At 47.1% G+C, this 25,786-nt stretch carries 38 protein-coding genes; all 38 read right to left on the bottom strand.

From position 1 onward, the window contains the following. Positions 1 to 2 precede the first annotated feature (2 nt). Positions 3 to 401, bottom strand: a complete 399-nt coding sequence (locus tag GK108_RS12430; protein WP_163948184.1) for a hypothetical protein — start codon at positions 399 to 401, stop codon at positions 3 to 5. Then, complete coding sequence (locus GK108_RS12425; protein ID WP_163948181.1) at positions 385 to 1,080, bottom strand: hypothetical protein; 696 nt, start codon at positions 1,078 to 1,080, stop codon at positions 385 to 387. The genes GK108_RS12430 and GK108_RS12425 overlap by 17 nt, the downstream gene beginning before the upstream one ends. After that, positions 1,077 to 1,904 (bottom strand): GP88 family protein, encoded by an 828-nt coding sequence (locus GK108_RS12420; protein WP_163948178.1) that lies wholly within the window; start codon positions 1,902 to 1,904, stop codon positions 1,077 to 1,079. Before GK108_RS12420 ends, GK108_RS12425 begins: the two co-directional genes overlap by 4 nt. Next, positions 1,879 to 2,052 (bottom strand): hypothetical protein, encoded by a 174-nt coding sequence (locus GK108_RS12415; protein ID WP_163948174.1) that lies wholly within the window; start codon positions 2,050 to 2,052, stop codon positions 1,879 to 1,881. The genes GK108_RS12420 and GK108_RS12415 overlap by 26 nt, the downstream gene beginning before the upstream one ends. Position 2,053: 1 nt before the next feature. Further along, a complete protein-coding gene (locus GK108_RS12410; RefSeq protein ID WP_163948170.1) occupies positions 2,054 to 2,470 on the bottom strand; it encodes a hypothetical protein in 417 nt (138 codons plus the stop codon). Positions 2,471 to 2,738: 268 nt separating this feature from the next. Then, complete coding sequence (locus tag GK108_RS12405) at positions 2,739 to 3,164, bottom strand: hypothetical protein (RefSeq protein WP_163948167.1); 426 nt, start codon at positions 3,162 to 3,164, stop codon at positions 2,739 to 2,741. Next, positions 3,136 to 3,522, bottom strand: a complete 387-nt coding sequence (locus GK108_RS12400; protein ID WP_163948165.1) for a hypothetical protein — start codon at positions 3,520 to 3,522, stop codon at positions 3,136 to 3,138. Before GK108_RS12400 ends, GK108_RS12405 begins: the two co-directional genes overlap by 29 nt. A 69-nt stretch (positions 3,523 to 3,591) precedes the next feature. Further along, on the bottom strand, positions 3,592 to 3,963 hold the full coding sequence (locus GK108_RS12395; protein WP_163948161.1) for a hypothetical protein: 372 nt from the start codon (positions 3,961 to 3,963) through the stop codon (positions 3,592 to 3,594). A gap of 24 nt (positions 3,964 to 3,987) precedes the next feature. Then, a complete protein-coding gene (locus GK108_RS12390) occupies positions 3,988 to 6,114 on the bottom strand; it encodes a hypothetical protein (protein ID WP_163948158.1) in 2,127 nt (708 codons plus the stop codon). Positions 6,115 to 6,134: 20 nt separating this feature from the next. After that, a complete protein-coding gene (locus tag GK108_RS12385; RefSeq protein WP_163948156.1) occupies positions 6,135 to 6,371 on the bottom strand; it encodes a hypothetical protein in 237 nt (78 codons plus the stop codon). A 293-nt stretch (positions 6,372 to 6,664) separates the two neighbouring features. Beyond that, entirely contained in the window at positions 6,665 to 7,366 is a 702-nt protein-coding gene (locus tag GK108_RS31155; protein ID WP_212592786.1) for a hypothetical protein, read from the bottom strand. After that, a complete protein-coding gene (locus GK108_RS12375; protein ID WP_163948153.1) occupies positions 7,363 to 7,626 on the bottom strand; it encodes a hypothetical protein in 264 nt (87 codons plus the stop codon). The genes GK108_RS31155 and GK108_RS12375 overlap by 4 nt, the downstream gene beginning before the upstream one ends. Continuing rightward, positions 7,619 to 7,975 (bottom strand): hypothetical protein, encoded by a 357-nt coding sequence (locus GK108_RS12370; protein ID WP_163948151.1) that lies wholly within the window; start codon positions 7,973 to 7,975, stop codon positions 7,619 to 7,621. The genes GK108_RS12375 and GK108_RS12370 overlap by 8 nt, the downstream gene beginning before the upstream one ends. After that, the gene (locus GK108_RS12365) at positions 7,968 to 8,363 is read right to left on the bottom strand and encodes a hypothetical protein (RefSeq protein WP_163948149.1); all 396 of its coding nucleotides are present in this window, start codon (positions 8,361 to 8,363) and stop codon (positions 7,968 to 7,970) included. The genes GK108_RS12370 and GK108_RS12365 overlap by 8 nt, the downstream gene beginning before the upstream one ends. Further along, positions 8,363 to 9,391 carry a DUF932 domain-containing protein gene (locus GK108_RS12360; RefSeq protein WP_163948146.1) on the bottom strand — a complete coding sequence of 343 codons (1,029 nt, stop codon included), beginning with the start codon at positions 9,389 to 9,391 and terminating at the stop codon, positions 8,363 to 8,365. Before GK108_RS12360 ends, GK108_RS12365 begins: the two co-directional genes overlap by 1 nt. 43 nt (positions 9,392 to 9,434) lie before the next feature. Then, entirely contained in the window at positions 9,435 to 9,620 is a 186-nt protein-coding gene (locus tag GK108_RS12355; protein ID WP_163948144.1) for a hypothetical protein, read from the bottom strand. Next, positions 9,617 to 10,054: an A1S_2505 family phage non-structural protein gene (locus GK108_RS12350; protein WP_163948142.1), complete on the bottom strand. Its 438-nt coding sequence runs from the start codon at positions 10,052 to 10,054 to the stop codon at positions 9,617 to 9,619. Before GK108_RS12350 ends, GK108_RS12355 begins: the two co-directional genes overlap by 4 nt. 888 nt (positions 10,055 to 10,942) lie before the next feature. After that, complete coding sequence (locus GK108_RS12345) at positions 10,943 to 11,149, bottom strand: hypothetical protein (protein WP_163948141.1); 207 nt, start codon at positions 11,147 to 11,149, stop codon at positions 10,943 to 10,945. A 5-nt stretch (positions 11,150 to 11,154) separates the two neighbouring features. Further along, positions 11,155 to 11,706, bottom strand: a complete 552-nt coding sequence (locus GK108_RS12340; protein WP_163948138.1) for a hypothetical protein — start codon at positions 11,704 to 11,706, stop codon at positions 11,155 to 11,157. Then, entirely contained in the window at positions 11,690 to 11,968 is a 279-nt protein-coding gene (locus tag GK108_RS12335; protein WP_163948136.1) for a hypothetical protein, read from the bottom strand. Before GK108_RS12335 ends, GK108_RS12340 begins: the two co-directional genes overlap by 17 nt. Then, positions 11,958 to 12,284: a DUF5983 family protein gene (locus GK108_RS12330; protein WP_163948134.1), complete on the bottom strand. Its 327-nt coding sequence runs from the start codon at positions 12,282 to 12,284 to the stop codon at positions 11,958 to 11,960. Before GK108_RS12330 ends, GK108_RS12335 begins: the two co-directional genes overlap by 11 nt. A 46-nt stretch (positions 12,285 to 12,330) precedes the next feature. Further along, positions 12,331 to 13,665, bottom strand: a complete 1,335-nt coding sequence (locus GK108_RS12325; protein ID WP_163948132.1) for a hypothetical protein — start codon at positions 13,663 to 13,665, stop codon at positions 12,331 to 12,333. Further along, positions 13,635 to 16,043, bottom strand: a complete 2,409-nt coding sequence (locus tag GK108_RS12320) for an ATP-binding protein (RefSeq protein WP_163948130.1) — start codon at positions 16,041 to 16,043, stop codon at positions 13,635 to 13,637. The genes GK108_RS12325 and GK108_RS12320 overlap by 31 nt, the downstream gene beginning before the upstream one ends. An 18-nt stretch (positions 16,044 to 16,061) precedes the next feature. Continuing rightward, positions 16,062 to 16,388, bottom strand: a complete 327-nt coding sequence (locus GK108_RS12315) for a hypothetical protein (RefSeq protein ID WP_163948128.1) — start codon at positions 16,386 to 16,388, stop codon at positions 16,062 to 16,064. Positions 16,389 to 16,402: 14 nt separating this feature from the next. After that, positions 16,403 to 16,810, bottom strand: coding sequence for a hypothetical protein (locus GK108_RS12310; RefSeq protein WP_163948125.1), 408 nt, complete (start codon positions 16,808 to 16,810; stop codon positions 16,403 to 16,405). A gap of 78 nt (positions 16,811 to 16,888) precedes the next feature. Next, on the bottom strand, positions 16,889 to 17,365 hold the full coding sequence (locus GK108_RS12305; RefSeq protein ID WP_163948122.1) for a hypothetical protein: 477 nt from the start codon (positions 17,363 to 17,365) through the stop codon (positions 16,889 to 16,891). Beyond that, the gene (locus GK108_RS12300; protein WP_163948119.1) at positions 17,337 to 17,810 is read right to left on the bottom strand and encodes a hypothetical protein; all 474 of its coding nucleotides are present in this window, start codon (positions 17,808 to 17,810) and stop codon (positions 17,337 to 17,339) included. Before GK108_RS12300 ends, GK108_RS12305 begins: the two co-directional genes overlap by 29 nt. 60 nt (positions 17,811 to 17,870) lie before the next feature. Then, positions 17,871 to 18,881 carry a toprim domain-containing protein gene (locus GK108_RS12295; protein WP_163948116.1) on the bottom strand — a complete coding sequence of 337 codons (1,011 nt, stop codon included), beginning with the start codon at positions 18,879 to 18,881 and terminating at the stop codon, positions 17,871 to 17,873. Positions 18,882 to 18,950: 69 nt separating this feature from the next. Beyond that, the gene (locus GK108_RS12290) at positions 18,951 to 19,619 is read right to left on the bottom strand and encodes a hypothetical protein (RefSeq protein WP_163948113.1); all 669 of its coding nucleotides are present in this window, start codon (positions 19,617 to 19,619) and stop codon (positions 18,951 to 18,953) included. Positions 19,620 to 19,718: 99 nt separating this feature from the next. Beyond that, the gene (locus GK108_RS12285; protein ID WP_163948110.1) at positions 19,719 to 20,216 is read right to left on the bottom strand and encodes a hypothetical protein; all 498 of its coding nucleotides are present in this window, start codon (positions 20,214 to 20,216) and stop codon (positions 19,719 to 19,721) included. 132 nt (positions 20,217 to 20,348) lie between these two features. After that, positions 20,349 to 21,047: an AAA family ATPase gene (locus GK108_RS12280; protein WP_163948107.1), complete on the bottom strand. Its 699-nt coding sequence runs from the start codon at positions 21,045 to 21,047 to the stop codon at positions 20,349 to 20,351. A gap of 93 nt (positions 21,048 to 21,140) precedes the next feature. After that, positions 21,141 to 22,223 (bottom strand): hypothetical protein, encoded by a 1,083-nt coding sequence (locus GK108_RS12275; protein WP_163948102.1) that lies wholly within the window; start codon positions 22,221 to 22,223, stop codon positions 21,141 to 21,143. Continuing rightward, complete coding sequence (locus tag GK108_RS12270; protein WP_163948100.1) at positions 22,223 to 22,882, bottom strand: hypothetical protein; 660 nt, start codon at positions 22,880 to 22,882, stop codon at positions 22,223 to 22,225. Before GK108_RS12270 ends, GK108_RS12275 begins: the two co-directional genes overlap by 1 nt. A 55-nt stretch (positions 22,883 to 22,937) precedes the next feature. Further along, positions 22,938 to 24,362, bottom strand: coding sequence for a DEAD/DEAH box helicase (locus GK108_RS12265; protein WP_163948097.1), 1,425 nt, complete (start codon positions 24,360 to 24,362; stop codon positions 22,938 to 22,940). Between the two features lie 30 nt (positions 24,363 to 24,392). Further along, positions 24,393 to 24,656 carry a hypothetical protein gene (locus GK108_RS12260; protein WP_163948094.1) on the bottom strand — a complete coding sequence of 88 codons (264 nt, stop codon included), beginning with the start codon at positions 24,654 to 24,656 and terminating at the stop codon, positions 24,393 to 24,395. Continuing rightward, the gene (locus tag GK108_RS12255) at positions 24,625 to 24,879 is read right to left on the bottom strand and encodes a hypothetical protein (RefSeq protein ID WP_163948091.1); all 255 of its coding nucleotides are present in this window, start codon (positions 24,877 to 24,879) and stop codon (positions 24,625 to 24,627) included. The genes GK108_RS12260 and GK108_RS12255 overlap by 32 nt, the downstream gene beginning before the upstream one ends. A 160-nt stretch (positions 24,880 to 25,039) precedes the next feature. Further along, a complete protein-coding gene (locus GK108_RS12250) occupies positions 25,040 to 25,519 on the bottom strand; it encodes a WDGH domain-containing protein (RefSeq protein ID WP_163948088.1) in 480 nt (159 codons plus the stop codon). Beyond that, a complete protein-coding gene (locus GK108_RS12245) occupies positions 25,489 to 25,785 on the bottom strand; it encodes a hypothetical protein (protein WP_163948085.1) in 297 nt (98 codons plus the stop codon). Before GK108_RS12245 ends, GK108_RS12250 begins: the two co-directional genes overlap by 31 nt. Between the last annotated feature and the right edge of the window lies 1 nt (position 25,786).

Below are 25,786 nucleotides of genomic sequence, written 5' to 3'. Positions count from 1 at the left end.
AGTTAATCTGTTGTGTAGTGTTCCCGATCCTGATTGCCCGAGTACGATTTCCTGTCCTGCCCTATATTTACAGGATCTTCAGGGTGCATTATTTCAGGTTCTTGATATTTAGCATTGGACCATAGTAGGCTTGGTTCACCTCCTTGATTATCATCTGGTAAGGTTATTTCAATGCTTCCAAATGAACCGAGTTCTTGCGGTTCGGTAAGTTCTTCTGTATCCCATAGTGGAACACAGGGACCTGCCACTATACCTGGTTGACTAGCCCAATCATATCCAAGCGATCCGTCCCCTTTTAGTTTATTGACGGCTTCCTCCATATTGTCTGCTTCTACACTAACAGAATACCGGTGCCAGATCGTAACCCGTTCATCCCGGATTAATTCAAACACTTGTGCCATGCTTCCCCTTAAAAAGTTGGTTAATCTGGTCAAAGGCATCCTCTACTTCCTTGAAATACTGGGCAATAGCATCCGGTCTTTCGTAATAGGTAAGTGCCCGGCCAATGGTAGTATTGATGAAAAAATCCATTTGGGGTTGACCGTCTTGGCGATAATGCTCTGTATCAACTGTATACCAGGATACATCCCCTTTGTCTTTGGCATCCTTTTGCCATTCACGTGCCTCTTCTTCAGTTTCAGGGGACCACCAGATCGTAAAGGGGGTATCCAGTGTTAGCGGACCTTCAACAGGTTCAGTATGGGATTTTGGTTCATCCAGGTAGAGGTATCCTGAATCCAGAATTTGTAGTAAATGGTCCGTATCTATTGTATCAACGGACATCTTAAAACTTGCACCGTTTTGGCTACTTTCAGCCAGAAGAGACCCATCTGCCATTATACCCCATACCACGATGTCGTGGCTGTCTACATCTACTGGTTTTAAATTCAGTCCTGTGACGTGTGGTATATCTCGGTGGTTTAACTCAATCGGGTCATCATTGCCCATACCATCGATAAATAACACCCACTTTACACCAAATCGCCCCATCTGTATGAGCAGCTGGTGGAATAGATTGATTGCCCGAGGTTTTATATTGGCCCATTCAACTCGAAGGGCCTGTACATTTTGCCTGTTCATGGTAATAATGTTTGAGTAGCTCGTTTAATACGTTCCTCCGGTCCTGCTTTCCATCCTTCAATACTGGAACCCCAGTCTTTGTGCTCAACCACAAATCCCCGTTTATCTTGCTTAGCCTTTCCTTTAGCCAGCAGGCCCACAACAACTCCTTTTGGGTCCGTGAACCGCATATCGTTTTCCTCTCCGGAGATTACTGGATAGCCACCGTATTGGTAAGGAATGTAAGGGTGGAAGACAACCGCCACATTAAGACCGGAATCCAGTAATTTTTTACACTGATCCCAGTTGGTTTCCGATCTTGAAAAAGTCAGATGGTATTTGGTTCCGAAGTACTTATGGACCCAGTTTTCGATCTTCGTGTAGTCATAGTAGATCAGGTTTGAGAAGTCCAGAATGTTTTCCCCTGTCATGGTCTGAATCAATCGGACCCATTCCAGATCTGAGGTGCCGTTCAACCGAATAGCATATTGGGTGTTTTCCAGGATGGCCTGGATATTGAGAGCTCTGAGCTCATCCAACAATCTATTCAGGAAGAACTTCCGGTGGTGGATGAACACTTCGGTATTCAATAGCCTAGTCTGTACTACACTCGGCATCCGTCCGTGTCCCGCTGTAGACAAACAACCTGTCTGGCACCCTGGTGTTGATCCAGGGCACAGGTTAGTGCCTTTCGAATTCTGAGTAAAAGGGGATAGATTCAGGATGTAGCTTTCGACCGAGTTCTTGGCCAGCTTGGCATTATCATTCCCCGAGTGTAAGAGTTTCTTATCGCCCCGTAGCAGCTGGGCCAGCCGGTTGTCAATTGCTTCCTTGGTTATTGTCATCAACCACATTATCGAACGTATCACGTTCCAGACAACTCTCGACCCAATCCCGGTAACCGAGTTGGGTCTGGTTGTTGGCTACTTCGTATTTCCAGTCCTCCAGGGGGTATTGATCCTGGGGAGCTGGTGAGAGTGTTAGGCCTTCCATATCAGAAATAGTTTTCTATGAAATCGGCCATGTGGTCGAAGGTAGTTTGTTCCAGTGTACCATCCGGGTCGATCTTGTTTAGAAATTCTTCTGGTATACCCACTTGTTCCAGATGTCTTCTCCCGTACTGAGCCCAATCGTTTAGTTTAACAATCATATTTCGTTGTGTAGCTGTTAAGCCTAATCCTTCCAGAGTTAAACCCGGGACTTCCATGGTCATTCCGTTCTGCCTCTCATAGCGTTCAATCCACTTGTTTGGATACTTTAGATCCGCTAATACCCCCATGGTGCAGTGCCGGCAAATGGTAGCTTCTACGAATTTTAGATCCCCTTCCCACTTTATGTATTTACCTGACCGGAGGGCTGCCACCAGTTTGGTTTTTAACTCGGGATCCATTTTATCAAATTCCGCAGTCATAATTATTGTTGGATTTACCGGTTACCATAAATTAATCTGGCATTATTGAGATTTTGCCATCCAGTAGCGGCATCATATGGATACAGGTCTTTAGATGGCTTATTCATATATCCATATTTATTAACCACTAATCCAAAGGCTATTATTTGATCAGGAGTGGGTTTGATCCGCTTCATAGGGTAGACACTTTTTACAATAGGTTCCATTATCTGTCTGGACCAATTTGTCCGAATGGAATTCGTGACCGCATCCGTCACAATCATAGATGTCAGATTGTTCTTGCATGGTTGCCGTATATTTTACGAATCAGATTTCGTATCCATTTTGGCGTATTCCCCTGTAATTTCAAATGGGTCGTGTACTTTACCTGAACCGTATCGAGTGATTCCTGGAGGTCTCGATTGTGTAGCACTAATTGGCTGATTCTGGCTTCCTGTTCCGATTTTTGATTAAAGAATTCTCGTTTCTGTGTGTTTAAACTATTCCGTTCACGGTTCATATTATCCCGTTCCACCTTACACTGGTTGATAAGCCGTTCCATTTCCCGGATTAAGTCCCTAGTCTTATCTTGTAGGGCCTCTTCATTTTTGATTTCCTTAAATGAAAATCCGGAAAAAATAACCTCCACGGTTCGGGAGGCCTTAAAATCAACCAGGGCTTGGTATTCATCCAGGGGTAACGATATTGTTTTCATTCTTTGGGTGGGCTAAACAGTAATCGGATACAGCGGCCCAAACTATATCCTGTTTGGGTTTACCATCCACTATTAGGTACTCCTTGTCATCAATCCGGACAAACCGGGTATCGATAGTAACACGTGGTCGGGAACCTTCTGAATCCACATCGGCCTCAATCTTGTCAACAACAGCCATTAACTGCTGCCAGTCATACCGGAAGTTGAGTTTGTTTCGGATAATTATACCATAGCCCTGATCTGGTACCACCCAACCGGCTTGATGATGAAAAGAGGGTAGTTCATTTTCACGGACCAGTTTCCATCCAAGCCATTCGGCAATGGAAATGTCACGGGGATTTTCTTTACTTAATGACATGTGTGTTGTGTTTTAATAGTCACCTGATACCAGTCCTCCCTGAACTCGATACCGGGTGACTCATTTATTTTATTTTAACATAGCTGTCAATTCCTCAACCGATTTGCCCTTGAGGGTTTCATCCTCCTTCTCGGCAATCAGGGCAATGATCTTTTGGTTATGGGCCTTGATTTCAGCTGCTTCAGCTGCTTCCTGATTTTCAGCTACACGGGTAGTTAGTACCTCCAGGACTACATCAAATCGGAGCTTGGCCAGTTTATTTTTATCCGATGTTTTGGCCAGGAAGGATTTCTTTCCGGATTTCTCGTGCTCGGTCTCCAGTGCGACGGCCAATGCATCTAATTCTATAAGGGTAAGATCCCATAACTGTTCGGTGGTCAGGACTCCTCTTGAGGTTTGAAAACGTAACTTTAACTGACTGGCGGATTTGAAAATTTCCATGTGTTTTACTTGGTTTTGAATTGATTAAAATTGGATTTTGATAACTCGTTTGTGGCTACCCTGCAACCGGACAATCAGCTCGTCGCGGACCGTGGCATTGAACCCAAGACCGGATAGTTGGGAATCTGTGGATTCTATCAGGTTAGTTGCTCCCAAGACTTCCAGTACTTTCCGGTGCTGAGCTAATTCGGGAAGAAGGTTTTCGTTATGGAAACCTCGGATGGCTACCGGAGACTTACACCCATCCAGCATAAACAAATAGTGCTTGTTACCCACCTGGTTGGTTCCCCAGTGATTGGGAGATAAACAAACCAGGTTTACCTTATGGAACTGGTTTGTGGTAATACCATAAATCTCTTTGGAACCTGCTCCGGTTGCTGGTAGATGGTGCTTAATTGTGAATACACCCTTTGAAAGAGTAATTTCAGCCACAACTACATTACCAGATACCGGACGGTTATATTCATAGGTATATAGTTCCCCGTCAAACTCAATTTCGGCTTTGAAACCCTGGGAGTTTCGGGCTGAATATTGATGGACCCAGAATTTGTAAACACCGTCTTTCATCTTACTGAGATCTTTAAAGTAGATGTTCTCTACGGCTAGTTTACCCCCTGGGTACCTATTGTCCAGATCCAGTTGGCCTCCCAAAAGGGAATACCTATTTCCATCGTCCTTACGATACCCAGTACTGAATCCAATCCGGTCACTATCTGGTTGTTGACACCAGGCATCCAGATCGGATTCGTCTTTCCCAATTTCATTCCAGATCATGGAGAACCGAAGTACTCCATCGATCTTACCGCCGGCCGATTTTACAGCTTCCTTTATCTGGGATTTACCGGCCAGATTTCCGTTAAAGGTCCAGGAGTAATCATTATTCCACTTAAACAAGGGTTTTGTTCCTGCCTGAGCTGCGGTAGTTAGTGACACCAAGTTGCCGGACAGACGGGGGTTGAAAAATGCCTCGATACCCGAACAGTTTGGTAGAATATCCACCATAAACTTGTCGATGGGTACCGACTCGATACCATCAAACTCATTCTGTTTATGACGAGTAGCCGTGGGTTTGACACTATCAAAAATGGATACGGTTTTCAATGGGCTGGTACCCACATTACTATGCAGGATTTCGGACACCTTAATATCATCCATGGTAGCAAACCGACGGTTGAAAGAATCCGTGTATCCGTTTTCCTCCACAAAGAGACGGGCTTCCTCGATCTGTTTCCTGGTGATGGGAGCCGTAGCCTTCATGTAGTTGGCAGGATCGACCCTTTTATTCCAGGACTGGCAGGCTTTATTTAGCTCTTCCCCTTCAGCCAGGTCTGTACACAGCACTCCAATTAATTCATTGCGGAATTTAGCAAAGGGTAATTGGTATGATGTGGCCCAGCACCAATTATCCCGCTGAGCCGCCGGTAACTGGTCATATTCCCGTTTCAGAGGGATGATTTGTTCAATCTTGTACAGATGAGTTGTACCGTCCAGAAGAGAACCCTGTTGAATCAAATCCCGGACTAGTAGCAACGTATCCAGTGGAATTGTTTCCATGGCCCGCTGGAATACCTGTTTGGCATCCCGATAACCACTCATAATGGCCTCAATCGATTTACCAGTTTTGTCCACAAAAGCAGTATCGAGTTGAAGATGAAGGTGATTAAAGGTCCGGATTTCATTAGCCTTTACAACACCAAATTTGTCAGCCTCTTCCTGGGTATACCGTTTAACGTTACTAGCTACACCAAGCTGGAAGGTCGAGTTGTTTTTCGAACAGGGGGCATAAGACAGGTACTGAAGTTCTTGAAAGGTTTCAAAGAAAACATCTTCAATAACGGCACTCCGGATAGCTTCTGAAATAGCCTTGGCGGAATTGGCATATTCTGGATCAGCCTCCACATCAAACATGGTTTCCAGTTTGAAGTCGGAGGTTATGGCTACGATATTGCCATATCGCCGGATGAAGTTGTTACAGTAATTACAGTTATGAACACTACTCGCCGGATCCCGGAAAACAGGGTTGTCCTCTTTAGCGAAGGCATTAAGATACAAATCCCAAATCTGTTGACCCGTCAGGTTAGCCCGAAACAGTTTACCAGTTTGGGTCATTTGTGTAAACTTGTTCTGTATCTTTTGATTGAAATTCTTCATGGATTGGATTCTATCGTTTTCTAAACGGTATTGTTGTGCTGCATTAACCAGGCTACCCCCTTCGAGTGGTGCTCGTCAAAAAAGTGCCAAATATCTTCCCGATGAGTCCCTTTTGGCCAGTCCAAAAAGGGCTCATCGATCTCGTCATTCACATTAATGGGTGTATCACCCAACCAGGCCCACATCTCTTCCAGGAGTATATCACCCGGTTGTCCGACCGTGGATTGTTCTGAAGGGTTTAAAGCTGGAATGGACATGAGCAACAATGTCATTTAACTTACACTCATCACTTAAGGGAATTCCAAATTCCGGATCGTTTGATAAAATTTCAGCCAGCCCCCTTCCACATGGATCAACTCTTCTGACAATGAGTTCACAGTGTGGAGTTACCAAAATGTCTCCAACATTACATCCCCAAGGCAATACCATATCAAAATTTTTGATAAGGGCATCTGGAGAAATGGCTGGTAATGTTTCAGCTAATGGGGCTGCCAAATTTTCCAGAATTGGAGGCACGAATACCAGTGCCCCCAATCCTTTTAATAGGTCCCTACGATTCATTGACTGACTTTAACTGAATGGCATCGAAATCCACTCGTTTCACAATTTCCTCCCGGACAACTTCTTTGGCCAACTTGTCCACGTAGGTTGAGAATTTAATGGACTGTCTTCCGTCATATCCCCATTGGCTTGCTACGGATGGTATCTCCAGATAATCAAACACGGCCTTTTTGATCACTCTTTGCATCCAGGCCGATTCCAGTTCCCTTTCAACCAGTTGGGTCAGAATATGCCGGAGGTGTTGATAGAACAAATTCTCTACTGCAAGTCGACCAAATCCCAGTTCATTGACCAGGTAGTTTTTGAGATACTTATAAATACGACCAGACAACTGAGCAGGAGCAAGACGTTTTTGAAGTTCCTGTTCTACGGCATCCAGCTTTATCCGAAGAATCTGTGGAATGATCTCACCTTTTCGAACCAATAGATCTTTTTGGGCCAAATAAAGTGCTCCTGCTTTAACAAGTTCCCGGTTACGATCCCCAGGTTTCCACCATATCGGATCCCAAGGCCAGTCAATGGGAATTGTTGATTCTTGCATCAAAGCCCGGGAGGAAGGATGGGTAGCATAACAATCCGCTGCCTTTTCCAACTCGTGATTGACATACTGATTGTCATGATGGGGAGCGTAACCAAGTGCAGTGATTTGTCGGTTACGTTCGGCCAGGATTAACTCGTAGGCTAGATTCATTCTGATCGGCTAAGAGTATGTGAAACTTCCCGGAAAATTTGACTGCCTCTTTCAACCCCCACACGATCAATCAGCATTTGCTGATAATTACTGGAGTCCTGTTGATCCTTTTCCTGTTTCCGTTTACCCTCTTCATTGGAAGGATCCCGGTGTGTAGCCCTTTTGGCAAATAATAGGGACCAGGCTGCCAGTTCGTGGTTCGTGTATTGGTCAGCTGCCCCCGGCAGATACTTGTGCTCGTGTTCTGGAAACTCAGCCATTATTTAGTGTTGGATTGTGTTTGTCGGGAATGATCCCGTTATGGATTCCGTCGATTTCTTCGACAGCTTGAAGGTACCCTCGGTTCTCAGCAGCTCGTAACCGGTTACGTAGTTTGGTAATCCGACCCTTTTTTCGGGTTAGGGTTTCAGTTAGACCCTTTTTCTTTCCATCCGTGTAACCCTGGATATAGGCCCGGATAGTGGTCATATTGCCCACACAATGGGATTTAAGCACACCCCCAGCTGGTCCAGGGGTGTAAATTTCGTACCAGCATCTGCCTCTCCGATTTACTTCAAGGTTCAGTTTACTGGTCTCCAGTTGTTCCTGGAGTAAGGATAATTCATCCATGTATAAACAGTTTCTCGTATTCTGCCAGAATTACTGCACCATCAGGTAGAATCACCCCTGAATCAAGCAGCAACTGCCGAGTATACTGATTCCCTATTGGTAGTGGGTCCATATTTAAGGGGCACAGCGTCAAATCGGCAGCAGTCAGTTTTCGGCCGAGTTTGGTTTCCAGACAGTCCATACAAAGCATACCTTTTTTAGTGGGCATAATCTGAAACCAAACCTCATCCCGAACCATATAATAGTCCCGGTTATCGTCGAACGTGTCTTTGTTACAGCACTTGCAGAAAGGATCGACTCCATTTGAATAGGTTCGTTTGACCGGAGGAGGCTGCCGGAAAAACATATCTCCGATAGCCTCCTTGATTTGATCAATACTTGGGTTCATTATACCAGACTGGTTACCAACTGAACGGCTTTGGATTGTAGCTCCCGGCTGGTACCAAACAAATGGTTGTAGATGGTTGCATCCTGACTTTCCTTGTCCTTCACGTGGGAGGTGTAGTAAGTTACCCCGTTCATAAATCCATAAGCCGTTCCCAAGATGTCCTGTTGACTGGCTGGACCGAAGCAGGATTCCAGAATCCGGTTATAGGTGTTGAACTTCCGGGCCGATAGTACATTCTGGACATCAGCGCCGGTACCCAGGATGTTCAGTTCGGCCTGGTCACAAATCAATTGAAGGGCCAGCTGTTTGGTCTGATCATCCTTTAGTTTAATCTTCTGGAGTTGTTCAAACAGGCCCTGTTGTTCCTGGGTCACCTTTTCCGTCAGGGCCAGTACCTGCATTGCCTGGGCCATCTGGTTCTGGTAACCGGAAAGATGGCGAACCGTTAGGTAGTTGCTTTCCCCAGACTTCTTACGGCCCTTCATGTTGGCTATGGCAGCCGCAAACGTATTGGCACAGACAATCCGAACCGAGGTAATAAAGGCCCGGACTGAGCTGGACCCGTCATGGGAATTGGTGAATACCACGTACATATCGTGTGGATCCTTCCCATTGATCAACATAGGCTCCTTCATTTTGGCCGTAACGTAGATCACACGGCCATCTTTAAGTGCCCCGGCAGTTTCATACTGTACATTATCCTTGCCAATGACTGAATCAAAGAACCGGAAAGCCTCCGTATTAGGAATGACCTCGTATTTTTTACCCACAATCCCCAGGGGCTTGTGCGTATCGGTCCGTACTGTTGAGAAATGGCCCTCTATTTTCGTATAGGAGGTCTCAAACAGATCCGTGTCATCCTCCACAAAAATAGGTTTCTTGACTACCTCGAAATCCAAACCGGCTAGTTTGATAATGTCCTCGGAGGTATTGATTCCGGTGGTTACAGAACCCAGTCCATGCCAGGAGGTTAACTCATTTGACCAGGCGGCAGCTATACCGGTAGTCTCATCAATTGCATGTGCCATTAAAACAGTAATCTGAATGTTTCTGAATATCCAGGAGACCTGGTTAGAATTGCATGACATCACCCGGAATCCAGGTGTTTTCGGTATAGACCCCATTCTTATCTTGTTGGAGGTCTAATCCATTTATGTCCATAATGTCATAATCCTTTACCAGAACCTGGGTGTCTTCCGGAATACCGAGAACCTGGTGGACAATGCCACCCTGGACCTCGATGATAATCTGATTCATGCAAACTCTTTGGGTAAAATGATGTTGGGCAGGGGCCGTTCCCGGAAAACCTTGATAGATTCCCGTACTGCAGATGGCCGTAAACCAGCTAGTCCAGTACCAATCAAGGGTATATAAAAGTGAAATTGTGGGCAGAATTCGGCAAAGCACCATAAAGTGGCGGCCTGCTTTTTAATCAGGTACAACATCCGTGTCTGATAATCTGAGTCATATAGATCGGATTGTTTGAGGTCCTTGGTAATGATTCCATAAGACCGGCCCTGTAAACCCATCGGAACACCGTAAATGGCTCCAAAATGATTGTATGCCAATCGGGCCAACCCCATGCCGTGTTTCCCTTCGGTATTTGACGGAAATACCAGGATTTCCTGGTTTTCAAATAAAACGGACCTATTAATACGATCCGGGGTAAACTCAAATCGGGGTTTATTCATTTGGATACTTCATCTGTTTGTAAGACCAGTATGCCTGGTATTTTCTATCTATTCTAAGATTACCGGCATCTTGGTAAATGAATTTAGCAAACCGATAGGCTGCTGTACCGCTGAGTTGGGTTTCACAAAACTCGAAGGAATACCCTTTCTTGGGTCGGACTTTGGCCTTGGTTTGGATTCCAATACTCCTTGTACAATCTAAAAATGACTGACAAACAGCTCGGGTACCACACATGCTCAAGTAGAGGTAATTACCTGAAATGAATAAACTTCCATCTCCATCTATAACCCCTCTCCAAAAGTGACTACTACTCTGTAGCTGTGTCGGTATGGACGTAGATGTTGACTTATTAGGTGTAAAGCCTAATCCACAAAGATCAGAGTACAATTCACTATTTGTACAGTAAAGTGTTACACAGTTTGACTTAACAGGGAAATGTAATGTGTCATCTCCCCGGACCAAAAACCCAACTTGTTTCAGAACATGTATGTCCTCTTGATGGAGAGTGATACTGAATATGTTCTTATTTCGATGGAGGTTACCATCGGTAAGTATTAATCCGAGTGTGTACTGTGCCTCGGGTGCTGCTTCTCTAAAAAACTGGGTATTGTAGTTATATTTCGATGTACCAAGCAGTCGCTGGGCCTTTGCATAACAACCACAGGAGGTTGTGTTTCCTCGTTCCAGGCTATAACCGCATATGTCCTTCTGTTTTCCACATGTACAAGCACACCGGGCGAACTTTCTGACTTGGTTTCCGGAAAACTTCTGGAAAACATCAATAACCACAAGCTGGCCGAATCTTCGGCCTATTAATGAATCTTTGCTAGGAGCCTCCATATCACTTCAGATTAACCTGGTACACAGTCTTACGTTGTCTTTTTTCCCTAATTGTCTTCGGTATGCCGCTTTTGGGCCTCTATACATTCCTTCCCAAATTCGGTCAGGGCAAACAAAAACAGACCTTTCCGATACTCGGGTGAAATCCCAGGCATACGGTTTTCTAACCAGCCAGTCCATTGACTAGCCCGGTCAATTATGGTCCTAATGGTTTCATCTGGTTCGGGTACTTCGTATTTTTTGTCGTTGGCCATGGTTATTAGGCTGTTTCCGGTACCGAAATGGATTCCAGGTATTCCTGGTAGGTAAGTATCGGGGTTGGGTCCAGATGAAGAATCATGGCCCTTAACAAGTCATACCGAGCCTCCTCGACATTATCGTAACAGATAATCTGGGTTTCAAAATCATCGGATTGTAATGCTAATACCCACGAATCGTCATTCAGATTATATTCGATCTCCTTGTCCAGATCCATGATGGAATTATGGTACAAATGGCCATCATCCCCCTCAATATCCGAATTATAAATGGTGACCCCATGCCAACCACATTTCCTCATTAAAGCAAAGGCTTGGTCCCAGGTAGGAGCTGACACTTTTTCAACTTTAGCCCCTTGATACATCCGATGACTAGCATTACTCAAATGGGTATGTGGTCTTGCCTCGGGAGTAGGCCACATTAATCGGTAAGCGCCAGTTTCCTTTATCAATTCATACCAGAAGAAGGTAAGGTCCGCATACCCAGCCTGTTTCAAGGCCTTTGCCAGTGGATGGGGGACAACGATATTTTCGTACTCAAGTAGTGTGCTCATCTGCGGAGTTGGTGTCTAAAAATGGATAACCGGGCAGGTTTTCCTCTCCCCGTTCAAATTCGAAATGGTTGAGAGCGGTACGCCACATGTCTGCAAAATTCAGCTGGTTTTCTGCCATATAGTGCATTAAGTCAGATAGTAAATCCCGGCTGGCGTCTTCTGCTCCATTACCCTCTAACTGGTAATATTCCAGTAGGATGTCAAAGATTTTGGTGGTCCTGTTTGCAATGGAAGGAGTATTTCCAAAAAGGTTACCACTCATAGCGATCCAGGTCTGGATAAGGTTCTACATCCCGGTCATAGCGAATGATCCGACAACCGGCTTTATCGGCCATCAGCCAATGCTGTAATACTCGAATGGGAACATGCTCAAAGGTTCCAGAGTTAATTTCTGCTTGGTCGTTTAATTCGGCAGGAACTACTACAAAGTAACCTTCCGGATATTTAGCCACGGTCCAGTTACTAAATTCTCCCGCTATTGCCTGTAGGTCCAGCCACTGAGCATCCTGTTTTTTGAGGTGGGCCGTGGATACCTCCAGGAATACCCCAGTTTGTGTTTTAGAATATATAACGCTCATATATATACGTTATTAAAACCGGTGGCCGAAACCACCGGTTTACTGATTAGGCAATCAAGGCAACCCGGCTTTCAAGAATAGCCTGCTGGTCCTCTTCGGGTAAATGAGTTGACCAGGTTCGGATTGATTGGGTCCCTTTTAGTTCCCGAAGCTGTTTGATCAGCGGTGTTTTCTTGTCCACCCGTTTACCGGCAAACTCCTTTAGGGTTGGATCCTGACGAATGGATTTAATGAGTGTCTCCATTTCCAGCGTGGCATAATCCCCGTCGAAAACACGGAGTTGTTCCGCTTCCAGTTTGTCAATATCTTCCAGCTCGATTCGGGCAACTGGATAATACTGGCAACATCTGAATTTCCATTCACCGCTGGGAACGTTGACAATGTCCGCCGGATTAATCAGACACAGGAGCAATTCAGAACCATAACTGGAGGTCTTTACCCAGTGGCTATTGCCCATGTGTAACCCATAGGAGCAATCGGCACGGGATGCACTGGTTTTGGTTCGATCCATTTCGACAACTTCTCCCAGTTTGATTCGGAATTTACCCGTGTGGTTGTCGGTATACACGGGTTGTGCCTGTTTATCCAAACCTTTGTATAAATCCTGGACAATACCAACCACTTTACTTCCTTCCGGTTGTTTGTGGTTATAGTCCCAGGTATACGTTCCATCCTTCAGTTTAAACAGGGAGAACTCTTTGGTGGCTCTCCGTCTGGAACGAACATTGGCATACGCCCGGGTAATGGCTTCCAATAGATTTCGATCTCCTCCCTGTTCCTTTATATTCACGTACCGGTAGGCAACGACGTACCCATTGGGCGTCAGCATGAAGTGATGTTTCAGCAACCAGGGCAGGATGTCTTCCCGGACATCCGGGTTGGGGTTGGCTGCCAGCAGTAGGGTAAAATTGCGAAGTGGTGTGAGGTCTTCTCCTGCTTCGTGCCACTCTCTGAATTTCTGCAGGATAAACTTGGGAAGGGGGAAGCCAAACCCTTCTAACCGGGCGGTACCATCAGAGTGAACCTTGATTCCGGGCACATCCCGAATTAGTTCGACAACAGGCTCCACCGGGATGCTTTCCTGGGCCACGGTTTTGATCTTTTTTTCGATCTTCTTCCGTTGAATCCGGTTCGTCTGAACCTTTTTCTCCTGTTGCTGCTGTTCATCCGTTTTGATTGGCTGGGTGAACTTGTCCAGTAATTTACCGATGTCCATACGGTCTTTCGCCCGAAACCACATATTAAACTGATTGATGAGGGCTACCAGTTTGTCGAAGGCTTCAACCGGTTTGGGGAATTTGACTTTCTTTTTGTCCTCCAGGTAGACGATAACCGTGTCCCCAATCTGTTTTAAACCGATGGGCTGTTTTGCTGCTGACATTGGGCCAATTGTTGTTTTAGTGTTCTGTTTTCGGCAACCACCCGGAAGTAATCGATACCGCTGTAGTCCCGGTAAATGAGCTGTAAGTCTTCTTTAACCTCCTGAATGCTCTGTTCCAGTTCGTAAAGGGCCTCTCCCTGTTGCTGAGAAAACCGGGTAGCCATACCCAGGTAATGGATAAGTTCTGCTGGAAAAGTATTCCCAGATTGAAGGTTATAGTCACCCTGCCACTGCTTAAGAGTTTTGAACTGTTCATGCACCGACGGCGATACAATGCTCAGATGGTAACTGTTTATACCGCCGAGTTTGAGAAACTGCCGTTCCATCCAGTAAAACCGGAGTAGTCGTTCCAGCATCCGACTTTTCAGAAAGTCATCGGCCGTCATACTACCGGGGATTGCCAGCATGGCTTTTGTGTACTTGGCTGGAGACCAGATAACTGACAGTAGTCGTTTGTTTTCGACCTTAACATTTTTGCCCTTTACCTTCCGACTTTTACTGTACCGATTACCCCAATGTTGATGCACCAGTTGCCAGAGCATTTTGGCCTCCTCCTTATCAGTACAAATAATCCGGTGATGGGAAAGCTCGTGTAACCGGCGGCAGGTGGTCCAGGATTGACTATCTCCGTTGTAACTAACATTGACCTCTGTCGGATCCCGTAAAACCAAATACCGATCCTGACGGGGAATGGGCAGGCTGTCATAATCTGTCATGGTAGCCGTAATATCGGCCCGCACCAGCTCATAAAACTCCCGGATTTCTGCGGCATAATCAATACCCTTCGGATTATACAGCTCCCAGCTGGCAGGTAGTGCCAACCGGGCTTTCCGTTCGGATTCAGACATCCGTAAACTCCGAAAATCCAGTAGGTATTCATCCTCGGTTTCCTGATCCTCTTCCTCCTCCTCGTCAATTAATTCAGCCAGTTCTGCCTGCTTGGCCAGTTCTTTGGCAATGACGGTAGCTTCATGGGCGGCAGCGGATACGAAATCCTCCAGACTACCAAACCGGGTATCCACGTACCGGCATTGATTACTGGTATAAAACAGCCGTAAGGCCGCATTAACCGCATTTGGATTGTCCGTTTCCAGCACTTCCTCGGCTTCTGCCCGTTTGGCCAGTAACAGTACAGCCCATTGAATGGATTGGTTTCGACGCGGATTTGATTTGCCTATTTGACTAACAAACCCCTGGTACCAGGCCTCGTGAATGGGTTTATATTCCCCTTTCTTTCGGGTCGATCGATTTCGTTTAACCGTATAACAGTCCAAAATATCTTCCCAATGAGGAGGCATCGACAGATGAAGATGTTGGATGGGTGCCCACCCAATACTAACCGGTAAATTCCATCCCCTGAGAGATAACCGATCACTGGTACCCAGCCCTAGGTATTGAAGGTTGTCCAACTGATAGAAGTACTCCTGTAGGGTTTTAATGGCACTGTACTTTTTATGGTACATGGCCGAGAGTTCCTTCCGGGCGGCTTCTATTTTGGCCAATATTGCCTGTTTGGTGGCCTCGGTGTACCGGATCTGCTCCCGGTTGGGTGTTACCGTCAGCTCTCCGATATTGAAGTATAACCCACAGTCCGAGCTTATTTTATCTTTATCCTCTATACCCAGAGCTGCCCAGTCAATGGGATACACGTTTTTACCAAAGCAGATCTCCAGGAACCCGGAGGTGTTGGCATAATTGGGCCGAATAATGACGTGTTGTCCCTTATAAAGAGTGTATTTGTTGGTTATTTCGGGAAAGCCCACCAGGATAACCGAATCAAAATACTTCAGCTGTTTTTTGATGGCGTCCGAAAAAGAGGCCCGTTCCTGGTCATAGTAACTGTAGGTCTTGGGTTTAAGGTAAAACCAGACATCGGTTCCGTTGGGTTTGTCGGTTGGCGTACTATCGATTAATTCCATCTCTGGAATCAAGTTCACCTTAGAATACATGTACTCGTATTCAACCCCATCCACGACCGTGTTGATGTAAAAGGCCGAGGTGTAGGAGAGTGGGGATTTGGACCCGATCCCGAACGATCCGATAAAATCATCACTTTGCCGCTTGGTCGATTCTCCGAGTGACAAATAGATTTTGGTCATTACCTCGGGTGACATGCCGGTACCCTGATCAATGAAGTGAATCGACCGGTCATCCGAATCAAAGCGGATGGTCACCACCGGATTGATACCGGCGTCGACCATGGCATCGTGGCCATTGTTACAGAGTTCCCGGACGATACTCTCGATGGGGTTCTGGTAGAGGTTTTTGGTTAACGTATCAAAGACAATTCCCAGGTTCTCCTGGGCTATATAGGCCTGTTGGCCCTCTGAAGGTACCCCGATAGTCAGGGTTTCCGGTGCTTCATTGACTAGGAGCATACCGAATTATAACTTTACTTAAATGACATTACGGCCGTTAAGGCTGTGAATTCGCCGGTCTTCCTTTAGGGCCGACAGAATGGTAATCAGGGACCGGATCTGGTAGGAGCAGGCCGAACTAAGTTTATCAGCCAGTATAGCCATACACCAGATGGCATCATCCTTCTTGTTTTTTCGTTTGTGGAATTCAGCCGAAGCTACCAACCGGCTGGCGTACGTATACCAGCCATTTAATTCGGCCAGTCGTTCGGCTACCGCATTTCCATCCTCGTTGTCTACACTCAAACCCAGAAAGGCTTCCAGGTCTTTAAGACTGTCTTCAACCTTGTCGGGGCTAAGAAACATACATAGTCGTCTACTTAAGCGAATAAACCCAGTACATGGAACCTCATTTCGGGATAGTCCCGAACAGACGGTTTGGGCACTGGCTGAGGGGAAGGAGCCGGATAGATTGTATCCTTCTCCTGTTTTTGGGTCTGCACCCGGGCTGTAAAGCTGACCAGGATTTCCATGGCTCGTTCCAGGGAACGGGGTGCCCAGGCCCAGTCTCCGAAATCCGAACTACTGGGATACACTTCCCGATCGGGCCAGCTGACCATCTTTCCATGGATGGTGGTACTGCCGGCCAGCTCAGTCCGCTTTTGAAATACCTCATAGCCTAGCACATGGCTGTTATAGGAAATCTCGTAGACATAGCCATGGGCCGATTCGGCCACCTGACGAAGTGTCTGCTCATAGGCTTTCCGGGTTTTTGGTAATTTTTCCATAATCCAATACGTCAAAGAACCAAGTAACTACCCACTCTTGAGTAGTCAGGAAGCCCGAAAAAACCGGTATCTAACCGGCTATTTCAGACTGACGGCCAGGGAGTCCTTGCCGTAGGTTTTGGCGGGTGGGTAAAACGTAGTTACCTCCCCCGTTTCCGGATCCGTTTCCTGGGCGGGTCCGGTTAATTTCTTCAGGTATTTCTCCAGGTCTTTCTTGGCCTTGTCCAGTTGCACCCAGGTGGGATCTGTCGAAAAATCGTATTGGACTGCCCCATTTCGTTTTTCCAGGGTGATACCGTAAAAGGCGTCCCGTTTACCGGCCATTTCTGTCGAGGCTGCTTCCCGGACAATGGGCTCCATTACCGTGAGAATTTCCTTGAGCCGGGTCAGACTATCCAACACTTTAAAGGTGTTTTGCCAGGCTAGTAATTCGGTGACCCGCTCCATGGCCCAGCTCTGGATTTCTTCCTTTGATTTAGGTTCGATACCCTCCAGAATTGGCAACACCGGCAGGGCCGGCAGGAAATCAGACTCCGGCTTCGGCCTCGGCTCCATGTTTGTGTGGGACGAGGTCCCGCTGGAAGATACTTCCTTGAATATTGTCATTAAAATACCGAGGATCTTCCAGGGCATTGTGGGCAAAGATGTGTTTCATCTCCAGATACGTTAAGTGTTTGGGACCATGGGCCAATTCCAGAATGGTTCGCCGGAAATGAGCGGTTGGCTCCTGTTTAACGAGTTCTTTTAGGGTTTGATTAGAACCGAAATAGGTTCGCCAGTCTGATTCGGACGAAACCTTCATTTTGGTTTTTCGGCAACGCGGGCAGGTCAGCTTCTGAGCGGCCAGGTCCGCCTTGGTCATCTTTTTGGTTTTAACCGAGGTTTTGTTTTTGCGGCCGATATACCGCCGTTTACTTGGGAGGTGCTCGATCAGATACACAAAACCAAAGGCTTCCGAGGGAAGCTCCTCAATGGGTTGACGATTATAGAGCCAGGTCATGGGTGGATAGGATATAGCTAACTGAAACAAAATTAGCCAATTTATCCGGTATTTTACAATTTATCCATAAATGGACGACTCTAACCAATCCCTGGCAACCGATAACCCCTGTTCTTTGCAGAGGTCCGTATAATCCTTACCCCATTCCTTGGGTAGTTCGATGTAGGAGATCTTCTCCTGATTAGCCCATTGGGTGGCCCATTTACGGCCCGTCTCGTCGTTATCATAAAACAGAATTAGATTGCTTGAAAACCGGCGGAGGTCACTCCATTCGGCCTCGGTAAAGAGTTTGTTTTCCGACAGCACACAGCAGGCATTAAAACCGGCCAGCCGCAAATAAAAACAGTCCTTGAACGATTTGGTGATCAATAAATGATCGTCCTTCCGGAGCCAGTTAAGTCCCACAACCCGTTCGGTCGTCGAGGCCCGAAACCGGTATTGCCGGTCAGCAAAAGGCCGGTAGATCTGCCAGCCATCGGGATGAAAGAGCTTATGACCGATGACCCCGGTTTTGTTCTGGACCCAGTGTTCACCGTTCCACCAGACATCCGATAAAGCCCATAAATCGTGTTTGTTGAGTTCGTCCTGGGTAGCTTTCCAGTCGGGAAGACTGTAGAAGTCCAGCTCCCGTTTCTGGAAGAGCCGTCGTTTCACCGCAATAGTGACGTAATCGGTGAGCCGGCGGTGCTGTTTAACCTCTTCGGTATCCCGCAGGGGGGCAAACTGAACCGGAGAGGAACCCCGTAATTTAAAATCATTGGTAATCCGCCAGAGGGCATCATTGTAGTTAAGTCGAAACCGACTCTGGACGACCCCAACAGCATCGTGGGCTTTCCAGGCCCAGTCTTTAAATTCTAATTTTCCACTTGTCTCCCATTGAAAATAGCAACCCGGCCGGGTATCCTCCCGCAGGGGGGAGGTAAACCGGTGGTGGCCAAACCGTACCGGCAGGCCCAGGTAATATTGCATAACGGCTTCCTGAGAGACCCGGGCAAATACCCAGTCCCAGGTGGGTGAAAAACCCCCTTCAAACTGCTCAGCGGTCAGTTCGGTAAAGGAAAACTCGGACATAAGAGACAAAGAAACCGGCCCACCGGAATGATGGGCCGGTTTTTAAAAGAGAGTAACCGGAAATGGGACCTAGTTGAATAGGTCGTCGTCAGAAGGAGTACCCCCGGCAAACGGATTGCCCCCCTGGGCGGCCCCGGCAAAGTGCGACTCGTCATCGGGTTGAGAAGTACCCCCCGAATTAGACCGGCGATTATTGCGGTTTTCCTCAGATTCGGCAGTGTGGTCGTACGTCTTATTCCAGGGGAAGGTATGAGTCCCCAGCTTGACGCAATACTTGGTATCGATTGACATTGGACCCTTACCCTGGAAGAAAATCAGCTTCCAGGTCGACTCCTTGGTAGCAAAATCAGTCGGCAACAGGGCGAAGGCTTTCTTGGTAAACTCCTCCCAGGTAGGCACTTTACCAATCTGTTTTTTGAGGCTCTCCAGCGTTAAATCCTTGCGGTAGGCCAGAATAATCCGGCCGTACTGTTCCAGGCTGATGGCCTGCCGTTTATCTCCCCCCGATTGCAGCTGAGAAGGGTCGTTAAAGAGAATGATCGAGGTTTCCACAACTGTTTCAGTGGCCCCCTCGGGTTTGTATCGGCGCTCCAGGGTCAGCTCCAGACGGGCTAGTTTACCAGCAGGTGTGGTCCATTCCCATTTCTTGAGAAACACATTTGGGGTTCCCCCTTCGAGGGGTTTGATGGCCGTAAAGACGGGACTTTCAGTTATTTCAACGTCGTCAAAAGAAAACATGCGTGGTTCAAGTTTATACGTAAGACAATGAACCACCACTTCCGGGAAGATCCCGGAAGCGAGAGGGCATTAACACCCGGTTGATCCGGGCGTTTGGAACTATACGTCAGGGTCTTCGATGACCATAAAGGCATCATAATCCAATCCCTGTACGTCGGTTTTTTCTAACCGGAAGTACAACATATCTTCCGAACTGGTCCAGAACTCTGTTTTAGAAAAGGCTTTTTCTACCAGTAGTGTCAGGTAATCCGAAATGAAATAGTTGGCTTTGGGTTGCTTTAAAAATTTTGCCTGAATAGCCGGGTTTGGGCTTTCAGCGGGTGTTTTTAACAGGAGTAGTTTGGGTTCCCGGTCGGAGCCGTAGATAGCTGCTGTCCAACCTAATTCGTCCGGTTGGTTATAGACCGGTCTACCGTTTTCATCTTTGGCAGCCCCGATAAATTGACCACCAATCGTAAACCGTTTCTTGGTTTTTTCGTACCGAAGATCAAAGTCCCGCCTTTTTCGATTGGTGGCGTATACTAGTTTGTCCAGGGAAGGCTCCCCGGTCTTCACGTTGGACTGAGGAATAAATCTCAGCCCATCCAAATTGATCATAGACCCTGTCTGGTTTTAATTGAAATTACATCTTTCGAGTGGGTTATGCAAAGTTTATCTAAAATTTTGTATATCCAGCTGAGTATGGTAATTAATGACCACAATACAGACTGGAATTAGTAATTACGGCCTCTAGGTAGCATAATTGTAAGCCCATATCATATCCCGCACGAGTTGTAGGTCGTTTGGGATTTCTTCGGCTTCAAACATACCTTCAGGGGATTTACCGGTATTCTGTCCCGAATTTTGGGTGGTAAAACCGTACTCCATTTTCGACTCACCCCGGCGGGAAAAGGTATACAGAACGATGGCAAACAAGCCTTCCAGGGTAACGTACTTGTCGAACATTTTCCCGATGGTTTTGGCCTGGATCATCCGGTTGCCTGTTTCATCGGTGTCCACATCCGGGTGGAACATACATACAATCATCAGATCTCCCCGCAGCTCGTTCAACATCGAGATGGTATTAAACATATTCGAGGACATTTCCACAAACTTGTCAAACCCTTTCTCTTTAGACCGGCGCATGTACTCATTGGTCATTACGTACTGCATGTCGTCAATGACAATGTTTTTAATATCGGGACGAAATTCGTTGATGTGTTTGAGGGCTCCCTGGATGTTTTTGGGATTGTCCGTATTGAACAAGTTGCCGGTCGATGACTTTTTGTCTTCCCCTAGAATGAAGTCGGTGTAGAGAGTTTTAGACCCCTTAAACGGCAGCTGTTTCTTGGCGACATTGATAACAAAGGTTTCGTTGGGATTCAAAGCCCGGACCGAGGTGGATTTACCCGTTCCTGAGCGCCCAATGACTAAGAGCGATTCTGCCATAGTACAAAACAACCGGTTTTAACCGGATTTAACAAGTTTTAAGACGAATTTTGAGTTTTTAGTAAATTGTTGGATTGATTAAGCGGTAGCCGGTTAAAAGCCAAACCCGCCAGGGCGGCTTAAATAGTCAATACCAAGCAGACTGAGGGTACCGCATAGATTATCGATTTGATCGGGCCGGGGCAGTTCCACGGCCTCCAGATGGGCATTGTCAATATAAATACCCACCCCTTTGTTTTCATCGCCGTGTGAATTTTTCAATACGTTGAGATACCGGAAGTGATTACCAAGGGGACCGACTTTGTAGCCCTCACATTCACTGACACCGTACCGACTGGGGTTGTAGATGGAAATTACGGTGGTATGATCATCCGGGGTCGTTTTTACGGTCGACAAATTCTCAACTCTTGGTATAAACTTATCCTCGATCCGTTCCCCTTTACCCGTATACTGCACCGTGGTGGACTGTTTATCCGACTGCTGAATGTTGATGATCGAACATTTATAGAACATTTTCAACAGCTGTTTGCAGTAGTAATTGGACCACCTCTTGATACTGGTATACTCATCAGCATCCTCCGTGTCTTTTTGCAAGGCATTGATGGTGTCGGTGATGATGATTATCTTTTTCCTTGGGTTATGTTTGACGTACTTATTCGATGTCTCGTCAACTGTGCCCCACTCATTGTTTAATTTCCACCGGATGTACTGATACAGTTTAGAGGGCTGTTTGATGTGGTCGATGATCGTAACCTTCTTGTCCAGCTTTTTCAGCCAGGGCATGATCAACTTAAACTCCTCGTACCGATCATTCGTCAGGGGATCGTCCTGAATCTTATTTTTGAAAAACTTAATGGAATAGTTATTTCCTGTCTGCCGGTGAAGGGCATTACAAAAGATGTTGTAATAGATCTCGGTGGCCGATAGCTCCAGAGTGGCATAGATGACATGGAAGTCGTTATCCGGATTCTCCAGATATTGATTGAGCAAATCCAGCACAAATAACTTGATGGCCAGTTTGGTTTTGGATGTGCCCGTAGCCCCAAACAGCAGATACATTTCTTCGTCCGAAATGCCTCCCAGAAACTCATTGAACCGGGGTAAGGAAATAGGTAAACTGGTATCTTCAATGTCGATCCGGGCCTTGATCGACAGCATGGCATCCCTGAAATCCATTAAATAATCGAATTATTATAGGTGGACGATTCCTGAGTGGCCCGGTGAGCCCGCAGGGAAATCATCAGGGAATCGTACTGCCGGAGGAAATTGTAGATACTCATGTTGTTGTTGAACAGAGTGACGTAGTCCTCCACGTTCTCCAGCAGCAGCCCGATGTGGTATTTGGATCCATTACCACACAAGGTCCAGAATTTACTCTTGACATCCTCCATGGTGACTTCCTTGGGGGTGGTCAGCGTCGAGACGGGTTTGTTTTCCTTGGCCATCCAGAAGCTGGTTCCGTAAATGCCCAGAAAAAGATTCCACCATTTTTCCCGGTCGTCATCGATGATGGTTTCCTTGAACTTGTCGGTGGCTTCCAGCTTTCGCATGTCGAACTCCTGCCGACCATTCTTGCCCACTTTGGCGTAACCGGGGTAACCAATCAGGTATTCATCCCGGATCAGCTTTTCGATCATTTGCCCCCAGGAAATGTTGGTGGGCTGCTGGGAGCGGTCGTAGAAGTGAAACCGGTTGTAGTACCAGTTGGCCAGCTCCAGGAGTTCGGACTGGTCCGGGAACTGGTTCCGTACATACACAGTGTACAACAGGCAATGTTCTTCGAGGGTTAATTCGGTTACTTTCGCATATTTGAATAGTCTCAGTAAGTCTAACATAGTCCGGGATTTATAGGAGGCCTAAGCCGTCCATGTCCCGTAGGACAGGTCCGGCTTAGGCAGCATTCGGGTACAGGATAGGGGGTTTAAGTACCCGGTACTCATCGGGCACCACCAGGTAGGGATCGGTCATATATTGAACGAACATCTGTCCCTGCTGGGCCTTTTTTAACCAAACAGCTTCCTGGCTACGGTACTCGACGCCTTTGTAGGTGAAGTCGGGTACGTAGAGGTTTATCATGCGGGCCTGTTTATCGGGTTGATCCGGATTGTAGGCAAGTAGTCGGCCGATCTTTTGAATCAGCTCCCGGCTTTGGGACGAGATGGACAGGTTAATCCCCCATTGGACATCGTGCACGGTGAATCCCTCATTGAGAGCCTTGCAGGAGATTAAGTGTGGGAACTGGCCCCCATAAAACCGATCCAGGGCATCCTTTTTCTGCTTCTTGGTTAGCTTCGAGTGGTATCCCTGGGCTAACGGATCATGTTTAACAATTTCTTCCAGCTGGTGAATGCTGGAACAGAATACCAGTATCCGCTGGTGACCCAATCGGTTTAACAAGCCCCGGGCGAAACGTGACTTCCGCTGGGCATTGTAGAGAACCGAATTTCGGGACCGCATGGCTGCATTCCACTTGAAGGATACGCCAATGACCTGTCCGCCGGTTATTGGGTCGGGGACCAACTCGTTGAGGGAGAGGTAGTTGGCCACTTCATCGGCCCATTCATTCCCACTCATCGTCCGGTCATCAAACTTCGTAATCCGTTTACCAGCCATGCAGGTAGCGGCCAGATAGGCGGCTCCCCGCTCGGAGTACTGCTCAAAGAACTTGGTATGCTGGTTGTATTCTTCCTGGGCTTTGATGTAGTTAATCTCCTCGGAAGGGGTCAACGGAACAGCCAGGTTGATGGTCTCATACGGGGGAACAACGCCCAGCAGATAGCCCGTTTTCAGGGGCAGATCAAACCGGTGCTGAATTCCATGTTTTTCCAGGAATGTCAGCTGCTCCTCGTTGAGGGTGGCACTCAGCAGCAAACAAAAGTCATAAGTCGATTTGGAGAGGACCGTCGAATAGTACATCGAATATTCACCCGTCACCCAGTGGGCTTCATCGACAATCAATACACCCGACTGGTAGTGTTCTTCCGAGAGGATCTTACCCGAGGTACCCACATAAGTATGGATGACCCATACCTCCACGTTGGGAATACCCGCCAGCTCGGTTTCCCAATCGTCTTTGAGCTTACGGGTGGGAACGATGACGGTAATGAGCCGGTTAGGCTGGACAGCCCGGTAGCGTTCGACAAGCCGACGAGTCAGTACGGTTTTGCCACCCCGGGTGAACATGGTCACTGCCAGGTAACGAACACGGGCCGCAAAATCGACAACTAGTTTCTGGTACCCATCCTTTCGTTTATTGACATCACTGATTGCTGCCAGTTCCCGGATTTGCTCCGGGCTTAGGGATTTAACATTCATGTAAACTCACGAATGGGGTCAATCGACAGCCTAAACGGCTGGGGCGGAAGCACCGGCTTGGACGGGAGGAGTCCAGTCGGTTGGGGTAAACCGGGGCTCGACAAACTGGACCGTTGGGATGATGACCAGTTTGCGGGGGGTATTCACAGGACAGATTACGTAGCAGGGTATCGGCTTTTCGGTCGAAGCCTCACAGACCACATAAACCGTCTGTTTCTTTTCGGCATCCCAGAAGAAGGCATTCACTTTGTCGGTAGTGGTTTCAGTGGGTGCTGGGCTTGTGTTTTCTGACATATTTATAGGTATTGAAGGAGATCTTTATTCCTTCCGAGGGGAACATGAGCCGGATAGGCAACCAGAACGGAAGGGTAAGAATGGCCCATTTCACCATGAAAAAGGCCGTATAAAACGTAACCGGTACCAACAACGCCCAGTAGATCCAGGGTTGGGAGTAAACGGTTATATCGTATTCAAAACAGGCTTTCAGCAGGCCTAGGTACCAGTTGAGGAAATCCATTCCGTAAGGGTGTGTTTTTTACCACACAGAACACAGGTACCGGAATGGGTTTGACGCGTCCGGCCATTGGGTTTGAAGGCGGTAATACGATTAGTAAAACGGTAGTAATGGTGGCAGAGTAGCTGTTTCCACCAGGTAGCCAGTTCAACCTTGATCGGGGTCATAGATCCTGTAAAATATTGGTAATTCGGTCCAATACGTCGGTTGAGGTATGTCCATCAAAAATAGGAACCCGGTCCAACTCGACAAAGGGGCAGAAATCCCACAGTTTATCTGGCAGGTGGTAGGTGATCATGGTTGATGCCTGTGAGCCCCAACCCAGTACAAACCAATCCGGATAACTAGGGGTACCATCCGCATGAACCCGAGTCTTCCAAACCAGGTGTTCAGGCATATCGGTGCCCTTGTTTATCCGTTGTTTGTCTGTCCGAACAACCTGCCATTGTTGTTGAGCCAGGGTACAGGCTAGAACCCAGAGCAGGTTTCGATGTTCGTAGAGTTCATCGAACGTATGATAACCATCTGATACCTGACCGACATTCAATATACCGGCTTTTCCGGCATCCTTGATTAGGGTATTAACAAACTCTTCGCCACTAGTGGCTATGCCTAATTCGGCCAATCGTTCTGTGCTGGCCATATTACTTCGACGGGTACGTCTTCTCCGGCATAGATCAGGGCAATGCCGTCCTCGACAGGGAAAATGGTGGCTTTCCAGGCTTCTCCGATATAGGAATCGGGCGCCAGGTAAATACGTAACTGTTGGTCATTGGGTAGGGAAACCCGCATATCGTTTGACCATTCATCGCCCAGAGAGATCCGTTTTTTGGTATCGTCCTGCATCAGGATCGCTCGTTTCCGGGTTGTATCCAGCCGGATACAGGTTGAAATATCACCGACTACCATG

The sequence above is a fragment of the Spirosoma terrae genome (genome assembly GCF_010435915.1).
In the GTDB taxonomy this organism is placed as follows: Bacteria; Bacteroidota; Bacteroidia; order Cytophagales; family Spirosomataceae; genus Spirosoma; species Spirosoma terrae.
The sequence above is the reverse complement of the archived record's forward strand: the minus strand, read 5'-3'. Positions and strand labels throughout refer to the sequence as shown.